Here is a 15,692-nt window from a genome sequence, read left to right on the forward strand (position 1 = left end):
CGCACCGCCCCGCGGCAGCCTGGCCGCGCCCGCCTCCCGGCTCCCCACGGGAGGCCATCGGCGCGTACGGCCCGTCAGTCCGTGTCGGGGAGTGGCCGGTTCACACAGGCCTCTTGGGGAGGATCGGACCGCCTGGTAGCGACTCCGGGAGCCACTGGCGGGTGTCGTCGCTGAGTGCCGACGGGCGGCGAAGCCGGGCTTGGATCTGTTCGACGGATTCGCCGCCCGCACGGTGCACAGCCTTTCCGGACTTCCGATCGGGAGCATGGTTGGCTGCGTCGTGATCCCAGCCAGGTGACGTGGATCGAAGACCGTGTTCAGGACCTTGGTGCTGCGGCCGCCGAGAAGGGAGGGGTGAAGTGACGGCGGAAGCATCTGGGCCGGCGCCCCGCGAGGAACTTGGCTTGTTCCTTGTGTACCTGGCGGAGCGGGGCTTCGCCGATCAGGTGGGTACGTGGATCAGTCCCAACGTGGCCACCGTTGCGCTCACCGCCGAGCAGCTGCTGGGAGCTACGCCCGAGGGGGCGTTCCCAGAGGTTGGTCGTTCCGATCCTCCCCTACGGCCACACAGCGAAGCCCCGGCACGCGCCGGAGCTTCACTGCTGCGCGGTGGGTCAGGGCGCGGTCGTGGCGGTGATCAGGAGCGTGCCGAGGGCGGTCGGGTCCGGGTTCGGCAGCACCTTCGCCTCGACGGCGGTGAAGCCGTGGCACTCGAGGGTGTCGGCCCACTGCTCGGGCCCGTACTGCCATCGCCATACGGTCAGCTCGGTCTCGCGGCCCTCCAGCCACTTCCCGCCCATCTGCTGGGCGCCATAGTGTCCGGCGACCGGTTCGCGGTGCGAGAAGGCGAGCACGCCGCCGGAGGCGAGGGGCTCGGCGACACGCGGGAACAGGTCCTCGGGGTCGGTGAACCAGACCGCTCCCCAGGTCGAGTAGATCGCGTCGAACCGGCGGGGCTCCTGATCGAGGAACGCACACGCCTCGGCGTGCACGAACGTGAGCCGGGGCTCGCCGGCCCAGAGCAGTCGGGCGCGCTCGACCTGCACGGCCGAGAAGTCCACGGCGGTGACCTCCACCCCCGTGCGGGCGAGGACGGCGGCGTTCTCTCCCTCCGCCGGCCCGAAGTCCAGAGCCGTGGCCGGGGTGCCGAGGAGCTCAGCGCCGGGCCCGCCGTCGGCGAGCCCCGTCCCGTCGAAAGCCCCGGCCGGGGCTGGGCTCCCCCTCCGCTGAAGGGCTTTGTCCCAGTACTCGGCCGGGGTGGCGGAGCCTCGGCGCCGCCTCCCGAGGTGCACAGGCCGCAAGGGCCGCCCTCCGCGCTGCAGCCGGTACCTGAATCGCGTGCGGGTGGAAGGCCCTGGACGGCACGTCGCCAGTGCCTGATCTCGACGTGCTCGGTGGTGCCGTCGGCGTACTGGATGGCGCAGCGTTCTCCCGGGTGGCCCTCTTACGCTGGGTGATGCGCCTGTCGTCGCCCGTCGAGGATGTGCAATCGTTTGCGGCATGCCTAGGGCTGTAACGCCGACACTGCGTCCGGCAGGGCCCATGGCGTCCGAGGCACAGAAGGAGAAGGTCGACGATGCAACACCAGCCTGTGACGATGAGCGATGTGGCCCGTGCCGCAGGGGTCTCGGTGACCACCGTCTCCTACGTGCTGAGTGGCAAACGCCCGGTGGCTCCCGCCAAGAGAGAAGCAGTGCAGGCTGCCATCGCCGAGCTGGGGTTCCGGCTGAACACGGTGGCGCAGAGCCTGCGCACGGGGCGTTCCAGCACCGTGGCCCTGATCATCCCGGACATCGCCAACCCGTTCTACGCCCAGCTGGCACGCGGGCTGCAGGACACATTGCGCCCGGGCGACTACCACGTCGTCGTCTGCAACACGAACGCGGAGCGCGCGGAAGAACTGCACTTCCTCGACGACGCGGTCAAGCGCTGGCTCGACGGAGTGGTGATCACCCCCTCGTGGCTGACCACGGAGGACTTCGACGCCATCCGGGCAGCGGACATCCCTGTCGTCATCAGCGCCGACAGTCAGTGGAGCGACCTGGACCACGTGCGCGCCGATTCCCGCGAGGCCGTCGACGAGGCCGTAGCTCATCTCGCACGGCAGGGCCACGAGCGACTGGGCATGCTGGTCGGGCCGGCGGGCACACCGGGCGGTGACCCTCGCCTCGAACTGTTCCGCGCCGCAGCCCGGCGTCACGGGCTGGATCTGCCGGCCGGCCTGGTCGTGCGCGGGAAGCACACCCGCGAAGCCGGTGCCGCGGGCCTGCGTCGGCTGATGAGCCGCAAGAAGCCGCCGACCGCGGTCGCGTTCGTCAACGACCGTACCGCCATCGGCGCCATGGAAGCGGCGGAGCAGATGGGCCTCGCGATCCCCTCCGACGTGGCGCTGATCGGCCATGACGACATCGAGCTCGCCTCCCTGGTGCGCCCCCGGCTCTCCACGATCCGCTATCCCGCCTACGAGGTGGGATCGACCTGCGGACGCCTGCTCCTGGAACGTCTGGAAGGCCGCGTCAGCCCGTCACAGGTCGCTCTGCGCACGCGGTTCGTCCTGCGCGAGTCCGTCTGATCCTCTTCGGGACCGCACCCCAGCTAGTCGGCCGTCGGGCTTGACAACCTGCGGCGCACCCGACATATCGTTGCGCAATCGATTGCGCGAGAGGACGGCCAGCCATCCCGGCTGCCTCCCCGGACCGGCTGCCTCCGACGAAGAAGGCAAGACCGCTCCCACGTCTCCACACCGATTGCTCAGCGTCCCCGCAGGGCGGACGCCGGGTGTCCGCCGCAGGTCGCACGAGGAGATGCGCACCGCGAGATCCGAGGCAGCATCGCCGCTCCCGCGCACACCGCATTCGCACCCGAGCCGAAAAGGAACCCCATGACGCAGGACCATTCAGGCAACACCCACGAGGCGGCCCGCAGGGCGCTGCCCGCACCCCGGACGCCTTCTCCTCATGACGCACCGGCTCTGAACTGGGGGGTGATAGCCCCGGGCTGGATCGCGGCCTACTTCGTCGAAGCGCTGCAGAGGTACACCGAGCAGAAAGTGGTGGCAGTCGGCTCGCGTGACGCCGAGCGTGCCCGCGCGTTCGCCGACCGCTTCGGCATCCCGGCGGCCTACGGCAGTTACGCCGAACTCGTCGCAGACGATGCTGTGGACATCGTCTACGTCGCGTCGCCGCATTCAGGCCACTTCGAGCAGGCCCTGCAGGCAATCGAGGCCGGCCGGCACGTACTCGTGGAGAAGGCGTTCACCCGCAACGCCCATGAGGCCGAGCAGCTGATCGAAGCCGCCCGGGAGCGGGGGGTGTTCCTCATGGAGGCGATGTGGACACGCTTCCTGCCCCACATCGACGTGGTCCGCCAGGTACTCGACGCCGGGCTGCTCGGCGAGGTGCACACGGTCATCGCCGATCACGGCCAGCCGATGACCCCCGAGGTGCAGCACCGTCACTTCGCGCCCGAACTGGCGGGCGGAGCACTCCTGGACCTCGGTATCTACCCGGTCTCCTTCGCCTCGATGGTGCTCGGGCCGTTCACCTCGGTCAAGGCGGTGGGCACAAAGACATCCACCGGTGTCGACGGCCAGGCGTCGATCCTCGTCACCGCCGAATCCGGAGCCCACGCACTGCTCAACACGACCCTCTTCGGCCGTACTCCGACCACGGCGTCGATCGCCGGAACACATGCCCGCCTGGAAATCGACGGCCCGTTCTACGGACCCGCCGCGGTCCGGCTCATCGGCCGGGACAACGAGCTGATCGACAGCTACGTCCCTCCGCAACTCGATGGCGGGCTCTGCTACGAAGCCGCCGAAGCCGCCCGCTGCATCAGCGCCGGGCAGCTGGAATCCGACCTGATGCCGCTCGCCGAGACACTGAGCATCATGCATGTCCTGGACGGTATCCGACGCGACATCGACGTCACCTTCCCCGGAGAGTGACCCACACCCCCTGGGGCACCCGCACAGTGCCCCAGGGGCATTCCCCCCACCAGATCACGGAAGACATCAACAACAGCTACGGGCCCGACCGCAGCCGACCTGCTCACAGCCCACCGATGCCACCCTGCCGAGGCGCAGGATGCGGCCAAGGAGGTGTCTTAAAAAGTCACGCCCGCATCAGGAGCGACGCGCGGGTGGCGGCTGTGCCGCGGCGTGTCAGCGACGTTCGTAGGCCGTGAAGAGACTGGACCCCGTCGAGTAGGCGCCGCCGTAGCGGGCGACGACGAGTCGGCCCTGGTACATGAAGATCTCGTCCCTGGAGTCCGCGTCGTCCGGGAGGTCGCGGATCTCGCGCTGCTCGCCCGTGGCCGGGTCGAGGACACGGACGCGGTAGGGGCCCTTGCGGCGCGAGGTGAGGACGGTGAGCGTCCCGTCCTGGACGAGGAGGCGGTACCCGCTGTCGCCGTCGAGGCGGTCGTCGTCGGGGGTGCCGCCCCAGACGGGGGCACCGGTGGCCAGGTCGAAGGCGGTCAGGTGGATGCGGCTGTCACGGGACCTCTTCGTCGGGGGTTCCGGCATGGCGTAGAGCCTCCGGCCGCGCTTGCCGCGGATCGGCGGGATGCCCTGGATCAGCGGGATCAGTTGAGTGACGTCGTTCCGGTTGCCTCCGGTAGTGATCGCGGCGACCGGGATGCCGTGCGCCTCGACGATCAGATGGTGCTTGCTGCCGGCCTTACCCCGGTCCACCGGGGACGGACCGGTGGCCGACCCGCCCTTCATCGCCCGGATGTGGCTCGAGTCAGACGCTTACGACCTGGACGCCGCGGATTACGCGGGACGGCCGGCAGCAGCGGCTCGATGCGTGCCCACAACTCGTCGTCTATCTCCCACGGTCTGGCAGCGGTCTTCCTCATCTCGACTGGCTCGCACCCCCTTCGGCCGACATCCACGAAAACCGGCACACCGTCATTCCCTAAGATCCAGAACCCTCCTTCTGTGAGGAGTCGTTAGGCCTCACGCGGCGTCAGCACTGCTCCGTAGTTCCTTTCGTGGTCCAGCCATGCCACGGCGGCAGATGCGGTGGTCCGCTGCCGGGAGACCGACCGGTCATGACCACCGACAGGCACGCCAAGCGAGCCGCCCGTGGACTCTCGGCACGGTAGGGCGTCTCGTACACCGCCGGCCGCCGGCGTCGGACCGTGCGCGGCTGCGGGCCGCTGTCGCGGTGGACGGCCTGGTGGCGGTGGACGGCCTGGTGGCGGTGGTCTGGGCGATGGAGCCGCTGGACCGCGCGGCCGCACGCCTGATCACGAAGGTTCCGGAGATGCGGGCGGGGCGAGGTGAAGCCGTGCCTGGGCACGTATGCGGACGCCGTGGAGGTCGGCGACCGGGTGCTGTTCACCTGGCAGGAGGTCGATGCACGGCACTTCGTGGGACGATTGCCGCCTCATTTGGCCGGTGTGGTTGTGGAGTCGGTCGAGTCGGCGGCCGGGGTGGTCACGTTTCGTATGCCATGCCGACTCCGTCGTGCGGATCGGGAAGCAGAAACTGAGAATGCGTCAGTTCAATGCCCGTCGGTAGAACGCGATCTTCTCGCGGACGTATGCCTGCTGGCCGCGCAGGTGGACGATGTGCTCCTCCACCTGCGCGTCGTGCTGCTCCAGCAAGGCCAGGCGCTCGGCAAAAGTCCCGTCGCCGTCGCGGACGAGTCCGGCGAAGCGCCGCATCTCGGCGATCGGCATCCCGGTGTCGCGCAGGCAGCGCAGCACGGCCAGCCACTGAAGATCGTGCTGGGTGAAGCGACGGTGGCCGGTGTGCGAGCGATGGACGGTGCCCAGCAGGCCGATGCGTTCGTAGTACCGCAGGGTGTCCAGGCTGAAGCCGGACCGTTCAACCGTCTCGGCCGGGGTCAGGTACTCGGTCGTGGGTGCGCTCATGCGGGGATCATGCCATCGGCGGTAAGGCGCCGTTTCCTTAGGTGGCTTGGCGCGTCACGCTGGGCATGACGAGTCTTGCCAAGCCGTTGGTGCCGGATGAGTTGTGCAAGTTCTTCCGCAGGGTGGTGCCGGAAACGGTGGTGGTGCGGCCGCAGGGAGGTGGTCGTCGGCGGGCCGGGGATCGTGAGTGTCTGGCTGCGATCGTGTTCGTGGCCACGTCAGGCTGCACGCGGCGGCACGTGCCGCCGCTGTTCGGGCCGGCTTGGCCGACGGTCTACCGGCGCTTCGCCCGCTGGAGCAAGGACAGGGTCTGGGCCCGTCTCCACCGAGTCATCCTGGACGAACTCGGTGCCCAGGGCGATCTGGACTGGTCGCGCTTTGCCATTGGCTCAGTGAGCTCTTTCAGAGTGGCCACTGATCGGGTGACGGGCCAGCGTCCCGCAACGCACGAGGCTCCTGTGCCGTTGAGAGAGGTGTTCGACGTCTCAACTCATCAGCGCAGGAGCCTCGTTGGTTCCCTATCCTGCCGCACTCGACCTGCCTCATGCTCTGGTCGAGTGGGTATCCATGCTCATCGTCACCCGTGAGGGTGACCGCCGCTGCAAGCTGCCGCCCCACCAGCGTGCTCTTGTGGGCCTGGTCTACCTTCGCCGGCACGACACGCTCGCGCAGATCGCCGCCGGCTTCGGCATATCCGTCGGCACCGCCCACGCCTACGTCACGGCCGTCGTCGAGCATCTGTCCGGCCGGGCGCCCGGTCTCCTGCGGGTCCTGCGCGAGGCCGATCCGGACTACGTCCTGCTCGACGGGACGCTCGCTGAGTGTGACCGGGTCGGCGACAGCCGGGCGGACTTCTCGCAGAAGCACCGCCGTCACGGCGTGAACGTGCAGGTCGTGGCGGATGCCGCGGGCAAGCTGCTGTGGATCTCGCCCGCGCTGCCCGGCCGCACGCACGACCTGACCGCGGCCCGTACCCACCGCATCATCCGGATCTGCGAACGCCAGGGCGTCCCCGTCCTCGCCGACCGCGCCTACATCGGCGCCGGCCCCTGGGTGACCACACCGATCAGACGGCTTCCCGGCCGGGACCTCACCACGACCCAGCAGACGATCAACCGGGCCCTGTCGGCGGCACGGGCGCCGGTCGAACGAAGCATCGCAAGGCTGAAGTCCTGGCGAATCTTCCGCCGGGCCCGCTGCAGCCCCAACCGCATGACCGCCATCGCCGCAGCCATCCTCACCCTTGAGCGTCAACGCTGAAAATGCTCAGTGAGTGTCCGGGCTCTCAAAGGGGGCTATTGGCCGGACCGAATCCGACCGATCGCGGCAAGACCGGATCGAAGATTCACCTGATCACCGACCGGACCGGCCTGCCGTCGCGGTCGCCATCTCCACGGCCGACACCCATGACAGTCTCGCGCTGAAGCCGCTCGTCGCGTCGATACCGCCGATCCGCAGCCGCCGCGGACCCCGCCGTAGACGGCCCGACAAGCTCCATGGCGATAAGGGCCACGACTACCCTCACCTGCGGCGATGGCTCCGCATCAGCTACCGCCGACTCACCAAGTGAAATGACACCTTGGCGTTTGAGAGCCTGGAAGGGACACCCGAGCTTGCCGACGTCGTAGGCGACCTTCCCTCCCCCAGTGCCTCGCGGCCTGGTACTCGCCGACGGCGGCCTGTGCCCTGGTACGGATGGCGGGGTGGGCCTATACGACGTGGCGAGATGCGTCCGGGAGCCAGGCATCCCTGGTGCTGTCAGAGGCAGCTGGTAACTTCCCGGCGATTTCACATAAAGGGTGGGGACTAGCCATGCACGAACGCACAGCGGACCAGATCCTGGGCGAGAGCTGGGGGAACTACGCTCAGGAGGAAACTGCACATGCCGACGAGTACTACCCCGGCCGGGACAGTGTCGTCGACCTCTTCGGCGAACCCGCTTCGTTCGATGATGTGGTCGCTCCCTTCGGCGTTCAGTAGCCCGGACTGGCAGTCACGCCGTCCGAACCCTGGCCGGACGCCGAGCAAGTAGCGGCGCAGGTGCTGGCCGAGCTAACAGAGGATGAGGACGATGCTTGGGAGCCATACCTCCTAGACAGGGCCTACTGCAGCACGGAGCTGCCTGCCCTGGCGGAAGAACGCGGTCTGGCAGGCGCCGGCTGCTGGCCCTATGACATGTCGGAGATGCGCGTAGTCCTGCGGTCTTGGGAAGAGCGTTTCGGTGCCCGGCTTGTGGGACTGGGGTACGACCGACTGATTGTCTCAGTCGCGGCACCCGTCAGGACGATGAGTGAAGCAGAATCCATCTCCGCCGAACACTTCGCGTTCTCATCCGACAGCATCACCCAGGGCGACGACGAGACCCTCCGCGCGTATGCAGCCAACCACATCATGGGCAAGCAGATGTGGTCCTTCTGGTGGGACTGAGTCCCTCTCGGATCGACATGGACCAAGAGAATGGGCCATTAAAGGGCCAGCCGAGTGGTTTGACCTGGACCGCGCTCCAGGTGGCACCGTTCCTTCCATGGCTCCCGGCGCCCCACGCCGAAGGCCCAACCCCACTCCCTTGTGTCTCTGTAGAGGAACTCCCATGCGTTTCCGTACCCTTGGCCTGCGCGCGGACGGCACCCCCGGCCCCACGGTGAGCACGATCTGCCTTGGCACCCTGCCGTTCGGCACCCGCATCGACGAGCAGCGCGCGATGGACCTGCTGGACCGGTTCGTCGAACGTGGCGGAACCTTCATCGACACCGCCAACTGCTACTCCTTCTGGCTCGACGGCGCGAACGGCGACGAGAGCGAGCTGGTGATCGGACGCTGGCTCGCCGCCCGTGGCAACAGGGACGAGGTCGTGCTGGCCAGCAAGGTCGGCGCCCGGCCGACCGGCCCCGGCGAGTGGCCGGGCACCGCAGAGGGATTGTCGGCGGCAGCCATCCAGGCCGGCGTCGAAGGCAGCCTCAAGCGGCTCGGCACCGACCGGCTCGACGTCCTGTACGCGCACATGGAGGACCGTCGGCCGGCGCTGGCCGAGACGGTCGCGGCGTTCGGCGGACTCGTCGCCGATGGCACCGTGGACGTCCTGGGCGTCAGCAACCAGGCCACCTGGCGCATCGACCGGGCCCGTGCGCTGGCCCGCGAGCAGGCAGTGGCCGAATACAGCGTCGTACAGCAGCAGTACACCTACCTTCGACCCCGGCCCGGCGCGACCTTCGGTTCCTGCGAGCACACGACGCCGGAACTGCTCGACTACATCCGCAGCGAACCCGGCGTCACGCTGCTCGCCTACACCTCCCTGCTGGCCGGCGCGTACACGGACCCCGCCAAGCCCCTCCCCAGCGGCTTCGATCACCCGGGCGCAGCCGCCCAGTTGGCGGCGCTGCGCGACGTGGCGGCCGAGACCGGCGCGACCGCCAACCAAGTCGTCCTCGCCTGGCTGCTCGGTGGCGACCTCCCCGTCCTGCCCGTCGTCGGGGCCTCGACCGTCGCCCAGCTCGACGAGGCCCTGGACGCCGTCGAGCTGGATCTGACCCCGGCTCAGCGCGCCCATCTCGACCAGGCGTAAGGCCTGGCCTGGACGTCCGGGACGGAGCCGGACGCGGGCGGCGTGCGCTTCGCGGCCCCCTGCGGCGAGGGCGGACACGGCGCACCTCGTCCGTGGGAACCACCAGGTCGTTGGGGCTGCACCGCTGACAACCAGAGGACGAGCCTCCACTGACACTCCCCCGCAGACCATCACGGGGTGGGGTTGGGGTGGCGGCTGTTTCGTCGCTCCGGTCTCGTTGCGTCGGGTCAGTCCTCGGCGGGCTGGAGGAAGTCCGCGCCGATGGACCGGGCTGTGTCCTCGACCGCGTCGCGGTTCTTGTCCGCAGCCGTGAAAAAGACCATGCCGATGCTGCCCTTGTCGCCCCACAGACACGTCGCCCGCCTCGTGCCGGTGGCCACCTCGGTGTACGTGAGGCACCGCATCCAGGCGCCGTGCGGGCCGGCCTCGGCCCGCCAGGTGTCATGGACGATGCCGAACTGCTGCGTTCCCTCGGGGAGGATCCCGTCGTCGTACACGTACGACTCCCGCATCTCGTGGAAGTCTCCGGTCGTCACGGCCACCAGGTACTCGGCGGCGGCGTCAGGACCGGCGTCCTCGGCGACGTACACCCGCGCCGTCGACCCTTTCTTCTCGCTATTGGGCACGGCCCCGAACGGGTCGAACTCCTCGCGCAGGTCGAAGCCTTGCAGACCCCGGAAGGTGTCGTGGGCGACGATGTCGTAGCGGGGGTAGGCGAGGGAGGAGGCGTACGCCGCGGCGCCGACAACCAGCAGGAGGGCGATTCCGGCCCCGGCGAACGCGTACTCGCGCGGGGTCACGCGCGGCACGGGCCGCAGCTCCGGCGGTCCGAACCGGTCGTCCCCGGCACCCGCCTCCTCGTCCCGTACGGCCTCGGGCACGGCTGCGGCCATCCGCTCGGCCGCTCGCTCGCGGGCGGCCCGCAGCTGTTTGCGGAGACCCAGGAACGGCAGGCCCAGCAGCAGCCACACTCCCGCCGCCATGCCGTACGGCATGGCCGGCAGAACGGTGATGCGCAGGACGATCAGCACAGCGACGACCACACCTGCGGCGAAGCGGTATTCGAGACCGCGGCGCAGCAGCAGGCGCGGCCAAGTCCGGCCGGTGGCGGCGAGGGCGGCCGTTGTCTCGGCAAGCACGGCGAGCCGCTGATCGTGCGGGGCCGCGGCTGCCCAGTGTGCCGCCTGAGCGGCGGCAGCCTGAGGCGTGGGCGCTTCGGCGAAGGCACGGGCCGCGTCGAACGACTGTACCCGGCGCACCGAGACCCTGTCCTTGGCGCTCGTGGAAACGGAGCTTCCCGCCGTCTCGGCCCGCAGCAACTCCGGTGAATACGGCGCGAGTTCCCGCAGACGAGCCAGGAGGACGGGGCCGCGGGAGTGTCGCCCCGGCCGGTCCAGTGCGTCGGTGCGGGCGCAGAGTTCCGCGTACCCGGCGAGCAGGCCTATGTCGTCCGGGAAGGCGTCCAGACCCTCACGGAAGACCCGCTCGGCGTCGTCGTCATGGTCGTCGTCGTCCTCGGCCATATGGGCGCGGGCGAGCGCGAGGAGGAGCCCGGCGTCGGGCCCGGCGGTGTCAAGCGCGGTCCGCGCGGTGGCCCGCGCCTCGGCCGGCCGGCCCGCGGCGACGAGCGCGTCGGCCCGCCCCCGCACGTCGTCACGCACGTTGTCGTTGTTGCCGTTGTTGTCGTTGTTGTCGTTGTTGTCGTTCAAGAGTCCCCACCCCTGGTGCAGCAGGCCGGACGAACGCGGCCGCGACCGTCACTATCGCCCGTACCGGAACCCTGGTCAACCAGAAATATTCCCCTCTGACCTCCCCTTTTGCCGCACAACAGGATGCAATCGGACGCACTTCGAGCACCCGTGCCGCTTGAGCTCCGTCACCGCGGACGGCGTGCAGGACCGCAGGTGGAGTTCGACGATGGGTGGCCAGTCGAGACGGGCAGGCAGAGGGAGCAGGGGGCGGCAGGTGGGGGAGGGTGGAGGCGGCCGGTCCCGTCGCTTCACCGAGCAGCGCACCGCGATCCAGTTCCCGGCCGCGGTGCTCTCCCGAACCCGACCGACCGCGGGAGCGCCGGAGTCCTTCTGCACCCGAGTGCTGGGCCGACCGGCCCATTTCCCCAGCGTGAACACCGAGTCGCCGAGCAACGCCATGTCCCCGCGCCTTGCCTGTTCCAACAGGCAGGCTAGTGATCACTCTCCCGTGGAGTGGGGAGCGGTGGGCGCCTGTTCAGCGCATCACACCCAGCCGTGCCTCTCTCCGCCCCGGTCCCCCGTCCTCCCCTGGGACCGGTCACATCCAGGCCCGCCGGGTCACTCGTCCCGGTGGCCGCGGGCCGCGCCGCCCACCGGCCCCTTCCTGTCTCCGGCAGCGTGGCGGTCATGAACCCTCGCCGTACCGTGCTCCTCGCCCTGGCCGTGTTCGTCGCAAGCGGCTGCGTGGCCGTCCCTCCAGCCCCGGCGCCTCGTCCACCGGTGGACCGGCCGGGCCACTTCGCCCCTGCTGCCGAGCGTCCCCCAGCCCCGCTGCCCACCTGGACGGATCCCACCCCGGCCGCACCGCGCGAGGAACTCGGCGCCGCCGAACCCCACCCGGCCTCTCTCCCGCCAGCCGCGGCGCCCACTCCCCCGACGCCCGCTCCACCGGCGGTTCCGGCCGCGCGGCCCGCGGCGGCGGATCGTACGGCGGAGGAACCACCCCTCCGCCCGGCCCGGCGCGCAGGTGCCCCGCAGCGCCCAAGCAGCACGCCGAAGAAGCCGCAGAAGCCCGCCGCGCGCAAGGGCGGCGGGAGCGCGAAGCCCCGGGCCGTACCGAAGAAGGAGCGGATCCCCGCGCCGGTCCGCCGACAGGGGCCGCCGTCCGGGCAGGTGCCTGAGATGCGGACCCTCTGCGCCGAGGCTCGACGGATCGGTGCGCCGATGGGCGCCGCAGAACTCTGCCGCGGCATGTACGACCGTTGACCTGCACGTGCGAGACCTGCCCGTCGATGTCTACGGAGCTCGGGCGGCTGGCCGGTGGCCACGGGGATCGGCGTCTCCGCGCTGTCGCCGTGGTCGGCCATCAGGTCCAGTAGCAACTGGCAGCCGTCCAGGTCGTCGTCGGTCCGGCACTTCGCCAGCAGCTTGCCGGTGGTGCCGGTGATCGCGACGTCGTGGTGGCCTTCCGCCCAGTCGATCGCGCAGAACACGTCCATGGATCCCGCCCCCTTCTCCGGTGGCGCTCTCGAACGCGAGCAAGCGGGGCGCACTGGGCCGTGTCCGGTGAATGGTCTTTGGGTGCAGCCCCTTTGACGGCGAGGTTGGGGGCCGCTCGTGAAATCACCCGCCTGCTCGTAGATGTCCCATCGGTGAGCGAGCGGTCCGACCGGCAGGCAGACCGGAGGCGACATAAGGAGGATGCATAGAATCCGATGAGCCGATCTACCAGGTCCGGACGCTGGATCAACGGCACACGGTGATCTGCCTGGGCCGCGCAGCTCAGTTGCGAGGCGCGTTGATCCTCGCCGACGAGCAGTTGTTTCCCGAAGTGTGCCCATTGCGGTGGAAGTTCGCAGAGGTCGCTCCACCGTCGCGCTTCTGACCTGTGCGGACCTGTGCCGGGTGCGGCCCGGACGCGGCGCTCGCATGTGCATCGGGGACGCCGGCTTCACTCGCGACAACCGCAGTCTTGGTCATTCGACTGACCAGAGTCGGACGGCAGCGGCAGCAGCTGTGACCGTGCCCTCCTTCTTCTCCCTCGGCCATGACGTGTTCGAAAGCACTCCCGTCGTGGGCTGGACCGGGAGTGATGAGCGAGCCGAGTGGACGGCGGCTGCCTTCGTCGGCCAGATGAATCTTGCTCGTCAGCCCGCCGCGGGACCGGACGAGCCCTTCTTCAGTGCGGTGCCGGGCAGGGACCGCCCGTTCGTTGAAACCGTTGGTCGGAACGGTCTTCCGCGCCCCTGCGGTGTGCTGGTGGGCCCGGCGGGTGGTGGAGTCGACGCTCACCTCGCTCCAGTCCAGACGGCCCTCCTCATCGGCGCGGGTCGGGACAGCTTTCAGAATCCGGGATCCGGTCCCGGGTCCCGTCCGGAGACCAGCGCCGATGAGTTTCGTAGACCGTCCTGCAGTTCCCGTGGCGCGCGGACAGGTCGCGCCCCGGTACGCCGGTGCCCTCGCGGAAGTAGGTGCCGTTGAGCACACGCCGGTGGTCGCTCCGCTGCCCGCACCGCCCGCCATTCGCGGGTAGGTGCGGCAGCAGTCGAGCCCCTTTCTCGTCGGTCAGATCGCCACGTCCCACGCCCGTCAAACGATCAAGAAAGCCCCCACGGCGCTCGAGATGGTGGCCCGCGGGCTGGGAGAGGTGACCCGGCAGTGGATCAGTGTCGGGTTGCTGATCGGACAACCATGTGGCCTACGGGTTCGAGGAGTTGCTCGGCCGGATCGGCGCGCAGGAGCTGTACTGGCGTCCCTCTCAGCGGAAGTCCGCCGCGTGGTCCACCGCCCACTCCCGGAAGGATCGGGCCGGGGAGCCCGTGATGCGCTCCACCGCATCGTTGACCGGCTCAGGGTTCTCGAGCATCTTCGCCTGGGCCGGCAACACGGCCTCCACCAGTTCCGCCGGGTAGCCTGCGGCCTTCATCTGCTCGACGGCCTCGTCCAGCGAGACCTCCTCGAACCGCACCGGCCGCCCGATCGCCTCGCCGATCAGCGCCACCTGCCGTTCCTGGGTGATGAGTTCGAGACCGGTGAGCAGGGGGCGGGCGCCGAGCAGGGTGTCGGTCGTCAGCGCCTGGACGGCGACCGCGGCGATGTCCGCCTCGTGGATCAGCGGGCGGGCGAGCCTTGCCAGCGGTGCCCGTACCGCACCGGTACGCACCTCCTCCGCCCAGCCAAGCGTGTTGCTCGCGAACCCCGTGGGCCGCAGCGCCGTCCACTCCAGGCCCGATGCCTCGATCAGCCGCTCCAGCTCCGTGTGGAACATGGTGATCGCCTCGTCCGGCTCCTCCTTCTCGCTCCCGACCCCGGCGGATGACAGGTACACCACCCGTCGAGCGCGCTTCCCGATCACGTCGATCACGTCCGACGCGCCCTCGGCGCTCAGGAACGGCCACACCAGGAAGACCGTATCGACACCTTCCAGAGCCGTGCCCAGGGATGCGGAATCACCGAGATCGCCACGTACCGCCTGCACACCCTCCGGGAAGTCCGCCTCCCCCCTCACCAGCGCCCGCACGGGCACACCCGCCGCGTGCAGTTGGGCCACCACCGCACCGCCGACCTTTCCCGTCGCGCCGGTCACCAGGATCCTGGGCTGTGTCATCGCAATCTCCTCGTCTCGCCGTTCGATGACACGACTCTCATACATCAACCTAGGTTCAGGTCAAGCGCCGGCCGACCGGAACCTCCATCAGATGCCGCGCCCGCCCCCGAAACGACATCGGTCACCGGGTGTCACAGGCCGATTGGCGACCGGAAAGGCCACATCCAAGGCACCGTCAGAGTGAGCTTTCCCCACCTCAGGAGGAGGCGCGGGCTTGTGAAGGTGGCCATGGCCCGCTTGTCGATGTATCGGATCCGGCGTGTGTGCTGGGGCGGGGGCGTGCCGGCCGGCGGCCGTGCCCGTGCTGCGCCGACGGGGCCGTTTCTTCCTGGTGACACGCAGCAGGGACAGGCCGCTCGCCCGTTCGTTCAGGAAGCCCGGATCGCCTGGTCGATCTCCGCGCCGGTACGGGCCACGACGACGGGCCACTCGGCCCTGAGGGAGGCGGGCAGAAGCTCGCGGTCCTCGTCCCGTTGGATCATGGTCGGCCCGCCCGGGACGACGAGCACGGCATCCAGGCGTCGGAGCAGGACGGCAAGGAGGTCCATGATCCCCTCCCCTCCGAAACGGTTGAAGGTGATGCCGGTCGGGCTGTTGACGTACACACCCGCCTCCTCCCCCTCTGCCGTACTCACCAGCAGGAAGCCCGTCTGGGGGTCCCGCGCCACCACATAGGGGCCGAGGACCTCGTGCGCTGCTCTCATGTCCAGCGTCGCCGGCTCACCGTTCTCGAACCGCAACACGAAGATGTCAAAACTCATGGAGCCTTATCTCGCCTCAGGCTGAGGCCTGGTGAAGGACGACGACGGCTTTCACGATATCGGTGATCCGGTTGGTGCCGCAGCGGAGCTTTCGCAGATGGCGGCAACTCTCGAGAGTGGCCATGGTCTGTTCGCCGACGCTACGGATCTCGGCGATGGCCCTGTTGCGTCGCCGCCTCCCGTGTTTG

General features: G+C 69.4%; 13 protein-coding genes and 5 pseudogenes. 9 read left to right on the top strand and 9 right to left on the bottom strand.

The window, feature by feature from the left end:
- Positions 1-614: 614 nt before the first annotated feature.
- The gene (locus tag OG580_RS00475) at positions 615-1,292 is read right to left on the bottom strand and encodes a class I SAM-dependent methyltransferase (protein ID WP_323182675.1); all 678 of its coding nucleotides are present in this window, start codon (positions 1,290-1,292) and stop codon (positions 615-617) included.
- A 305-nt stretch (positions 1,293-1,597) separates the two neighbouring features.
- On the opposite strand from OG580_RS00475, the gene OG580_RS00480 reads away from it, so the two are divergent.
- Both OG580_RS00480 and OG580_RS00485 read left to right on the top strand, forming a co-directional pair.
- Positions 1,598-2,572 (top strand): LacI family DNA-binding transcriptional regulator, encoded by a 975-nt coding sequence (locus tag OG580_RS00480; protein ID WP_267047843.1) that lies wholly within the window; start codon positions 1,598-1,600, stop codon positions 2,570-2,572.
- Between the two features lie 309 nt (positions 2,573-2,881).
- A complete protein-coding gene (locus OG580_RS00485) occupies positions 2,882-3,946 on the top strand; it encodes a Gfo/Idh/MocA family protein (protein ID WP_267041624.1) in 1,065 nt (354 codons plus the stop codon).
- A 591-nt stretch (positions 3,947-4,537) separates the two neighbouring features.
- On the opposite strand, the pseudogene OG580_RS00490 reads toward OG580_RS00485, so the two are convergent.
- Together OG580_RS00490 and OG580_RS00495 are read right to left on the bottom strand one after the other, a co-directional pair.
- Positions 4,538-4,753: pseudogene (locus OG580_RS00490) on the bottom strand (transposase); the annotation flags it as partial.
- Positions 4,754-5,505: 752 nt separating this feature from the next.
- Positions 5,506-5,883 (bottom strand): MerR family transcriptional regulator, encoded by a 378-nt coding sequence (locus OG580_RS00495; RefSeq protein WP_267041625.1) that lies wholly within the window; start codon positions 5,881-5,883, stop codon positions 5,506-5,508.
- A gap of 65 nt (positions 5,884-5,948) precedes the next feature.
- Between OG580_RS00495 and OG580_RS36250 the strand changes: the two genes are divergently transcribed.
- The 6 genes and pseudogenes from OG580_RS36250 to OG580_RS00520 all read left to right on the top strand — a co-directional run bounded on the left by OG580_RS36250 (position 5,949) and on the right by OG580_RS00520 (position 9,445).
- Positions 5,949-6,470, top strand: coding sequence for a transposase (locus OG580_RS36250; RefSeq protein ID WP_354006214.1), 522 nt, complete (start codon positions 5,949-5,951; stop codon positions 6,468-6,470).
- Positions 6,394-7,143 (top strand): transposase, encoded by a 750-nt coding sequence (locus tag OG580_RS00500; RefSeq protein WP_267041591.1) that lies wholly within the window; start codon positions 6,394-6,396, stop codon positions 7,141-7,143. The genes OG580_RS36250 and OG580_RS00500 overlap by 77 nt, the downstream gene beginning before the upstream one ends.
- Positions 7,144-7,149: 6 nt before the next feature.
- Positions 7,150-7,426, top strand: a pseudogene (locus OG580_RS00505) (transposase); the annotation flags it as partial.
- Positions 7,427-7,695: 269 nt separating this feature from the next.
- On the top strand, positions 7,696-7,863 hold the full coding sequence (locus tag OG580_RS00510) for a hypothetical protein (protein ID WP_267041626.1): 168 nt from the start codon (positions 7,696-7,698) through the stop codon (positions 7,861-7,863).
- A 60-nt stretch (positions 7,864-7,923) separates the two neighbouring features.
- Positions 7,924-8,310 (top strand): DUF4253 domain-containing protein, encoded by a 387-nt coding sequence (locus OG580_RS00515; RefSeq protein WP_267041627.1) that lies wholly within the window; start codon positions 7,924-7,926, stop codon positions 8,308-8,310.
- A 163-nt stretch (positions 8,311-8,473) separates the two neighbouring features.
- Positions 8,474-9,445 (top strand): aldo/keto reductase, encoded by a 972-nt coding sequence (locus tag OG580_RS00520; protein WP_267041628.1) that lies wholly within the window; start codon positions 8,474-8,476, stop codon positions 9,443-9,445.
- 227 nt (positions 9,446-9,672) lie between these two features.
- Here the strand turns inward: OG580_RS00520 and OG580_RS00525 are convergent, their stop codons facing one another.
- Positions 9,673-11,154, bottom strand: a complete 1,482-nt coding sequence (locus tag OG580_RS00525) for a hypothetical protein (protein ID WP_267041629.1) — start codon at positions 11,152-11,154, stop codon at positions 9,673-9,675.
- Positions 11,155-11,823: 669 nt separating this feature from the next.
- On the opposite strand from OG580_RS00525, the gene OG580_RS00530 reads away from it, so the two are divergent.
- Positions 11,824-12,402, top strand: coding sequence for a hypothetical protein (locus OG580_RS00530; RefSeq protein ID WP_267048242.1), 579 nt, complete (start codon positions 11,824-11,826; stop codon positions 12,400-12,402).
- A gap of 56 nt (positions 12,403-12,458) precedes the next feature.
- Here the strand turns inward: OG580_RS00530 and OG580_RS00535 are convergent.
- The 5 genes and pseudogenes from OG580_RS00535 to OG580_RS00555 all read right to left on the bottom strand — a co-directional run.
- A pseudogene (locus tag OG580_RS00535) lies at positions 12,459-12,635 on the bottom strand (IS110 family transposase); the annotation flags it as partial.
- Between the two features lie 583 nt (positions 12,636-13,218).
- Positions 13,219-13,720: pseudogene (locus tag OG580_RS00540) on the bottom strand (transposase); the annotation flags it as partial.
- Between the two features lie 174 nt (positions 13,721-13,894).
- A complete protein-coding gene (locus OG580_RS00545) occupies positions 13,895-14,743 on the bottom strand; it encodes an NAD(P)H-binding protein (protein ID WP_267041630.1) in 849 nt (282 codons plus the stop codon).
- A 368-nt stretch (positions 14,744-15,111) separates the two neighbouring features.
- Complete coding sequence (locus OG580_RS00550) at positions 15,112-15,504, bottom strand: hypothetical protein (protein WP_267041631.1); 393 nt, start codon at positions 15,502-15,504, stop codon at positions 15,112-15,114.
- A gap of 16 nt (positions 15,505-15,520) precedes the next feature.
- A pseudogene (locus tag OG580_RS00555) lies at positions 15,521-15,685 on the bottom strand (IS5/IS1182 family transposase); the annotation flags it as partial.
- Positions 15,686-15,692 lie beyond the last annotated feature (7 nt).

Source organism: Streptomyces sp. NBC_00094 (assembly GCF_026343125.1).
Classification (GTDB): Bacteria; Actinomycetota; Actinomycetes; order Streptomycetales; family Streptomycetaceae; genus Streptomyces.

What these genes read in the sequence shown, in the direction of transcription:
- OG580_RS00510 (WP_267041626.1), top strand. Translation starts at nt 7,696, where the DNA reads ATGCACGAACGCACAGCGGACCAGATCCTGGGCGAGAGCTGGGGGAAC.
- OG580_RS36250 (WP_354006214.1), top strand. Translation starts at nt 5,949, where the DNA reads ATGACGAGTCTTGCCAAGCCGTTGGTGCCGGATGAGTTGTGCAAGTTC.
- OG580_RS00550 (WP_267041631.1), bottom strand. Translation starts at nt 15,504, where the DNA reads ATGAGTTTTGACATCTTCGTGTTGCGGTTCGAGAACGGTGAGCCGGCG.
- OG580_RS00520 (WP_267041628.1), top strand. Translation starts at nt 8,474, where the DNA reads ATGCGTTTCCGTACCCTTGGCCTGCGCGCGGACGGCACCCCCGGCCCC.
- OG580_RS00495 (WP_267041625.1), bottom strand. Translation starts at nt 5,883, where the DNA reads ATGAGCGCACCCACGACCGAGTACCTGACCCCGGCCGAGACGGTTGAA.
- OG580_RS00480 (WP_267047843.1), top strand. Translation starts at nt 1,598, where the DNA reads ATGAGCGATGTGGCCCGTGCCGCAGGGGTCTCGGTGACCACCGTCTCC.
- OG580_RS00485 (WP_267041624.1), top strand. Translation starts at nt 2,882, where the DNA reads ATGACGCAGGACCATTCAGGCAACACCCACGAGGCGGCCCGCAGGGCG.
- OG580_RS00530 (WP_267048242.1), top strand. Translation starts at nt 11,824, where the DNA reads ATGAACCCTCGCCGTACCGTGCTCCTCGCCCTGGCCGTGTTCGTCGCA.
- OG580_RS00545 (WP_267041630.1), bottom strand. Translation starts at nt 14,743, where the DNA reads ATGACACAGCCCAGGATCCTGGTGACCGGCGCGACGGGAAAGGTCGGC.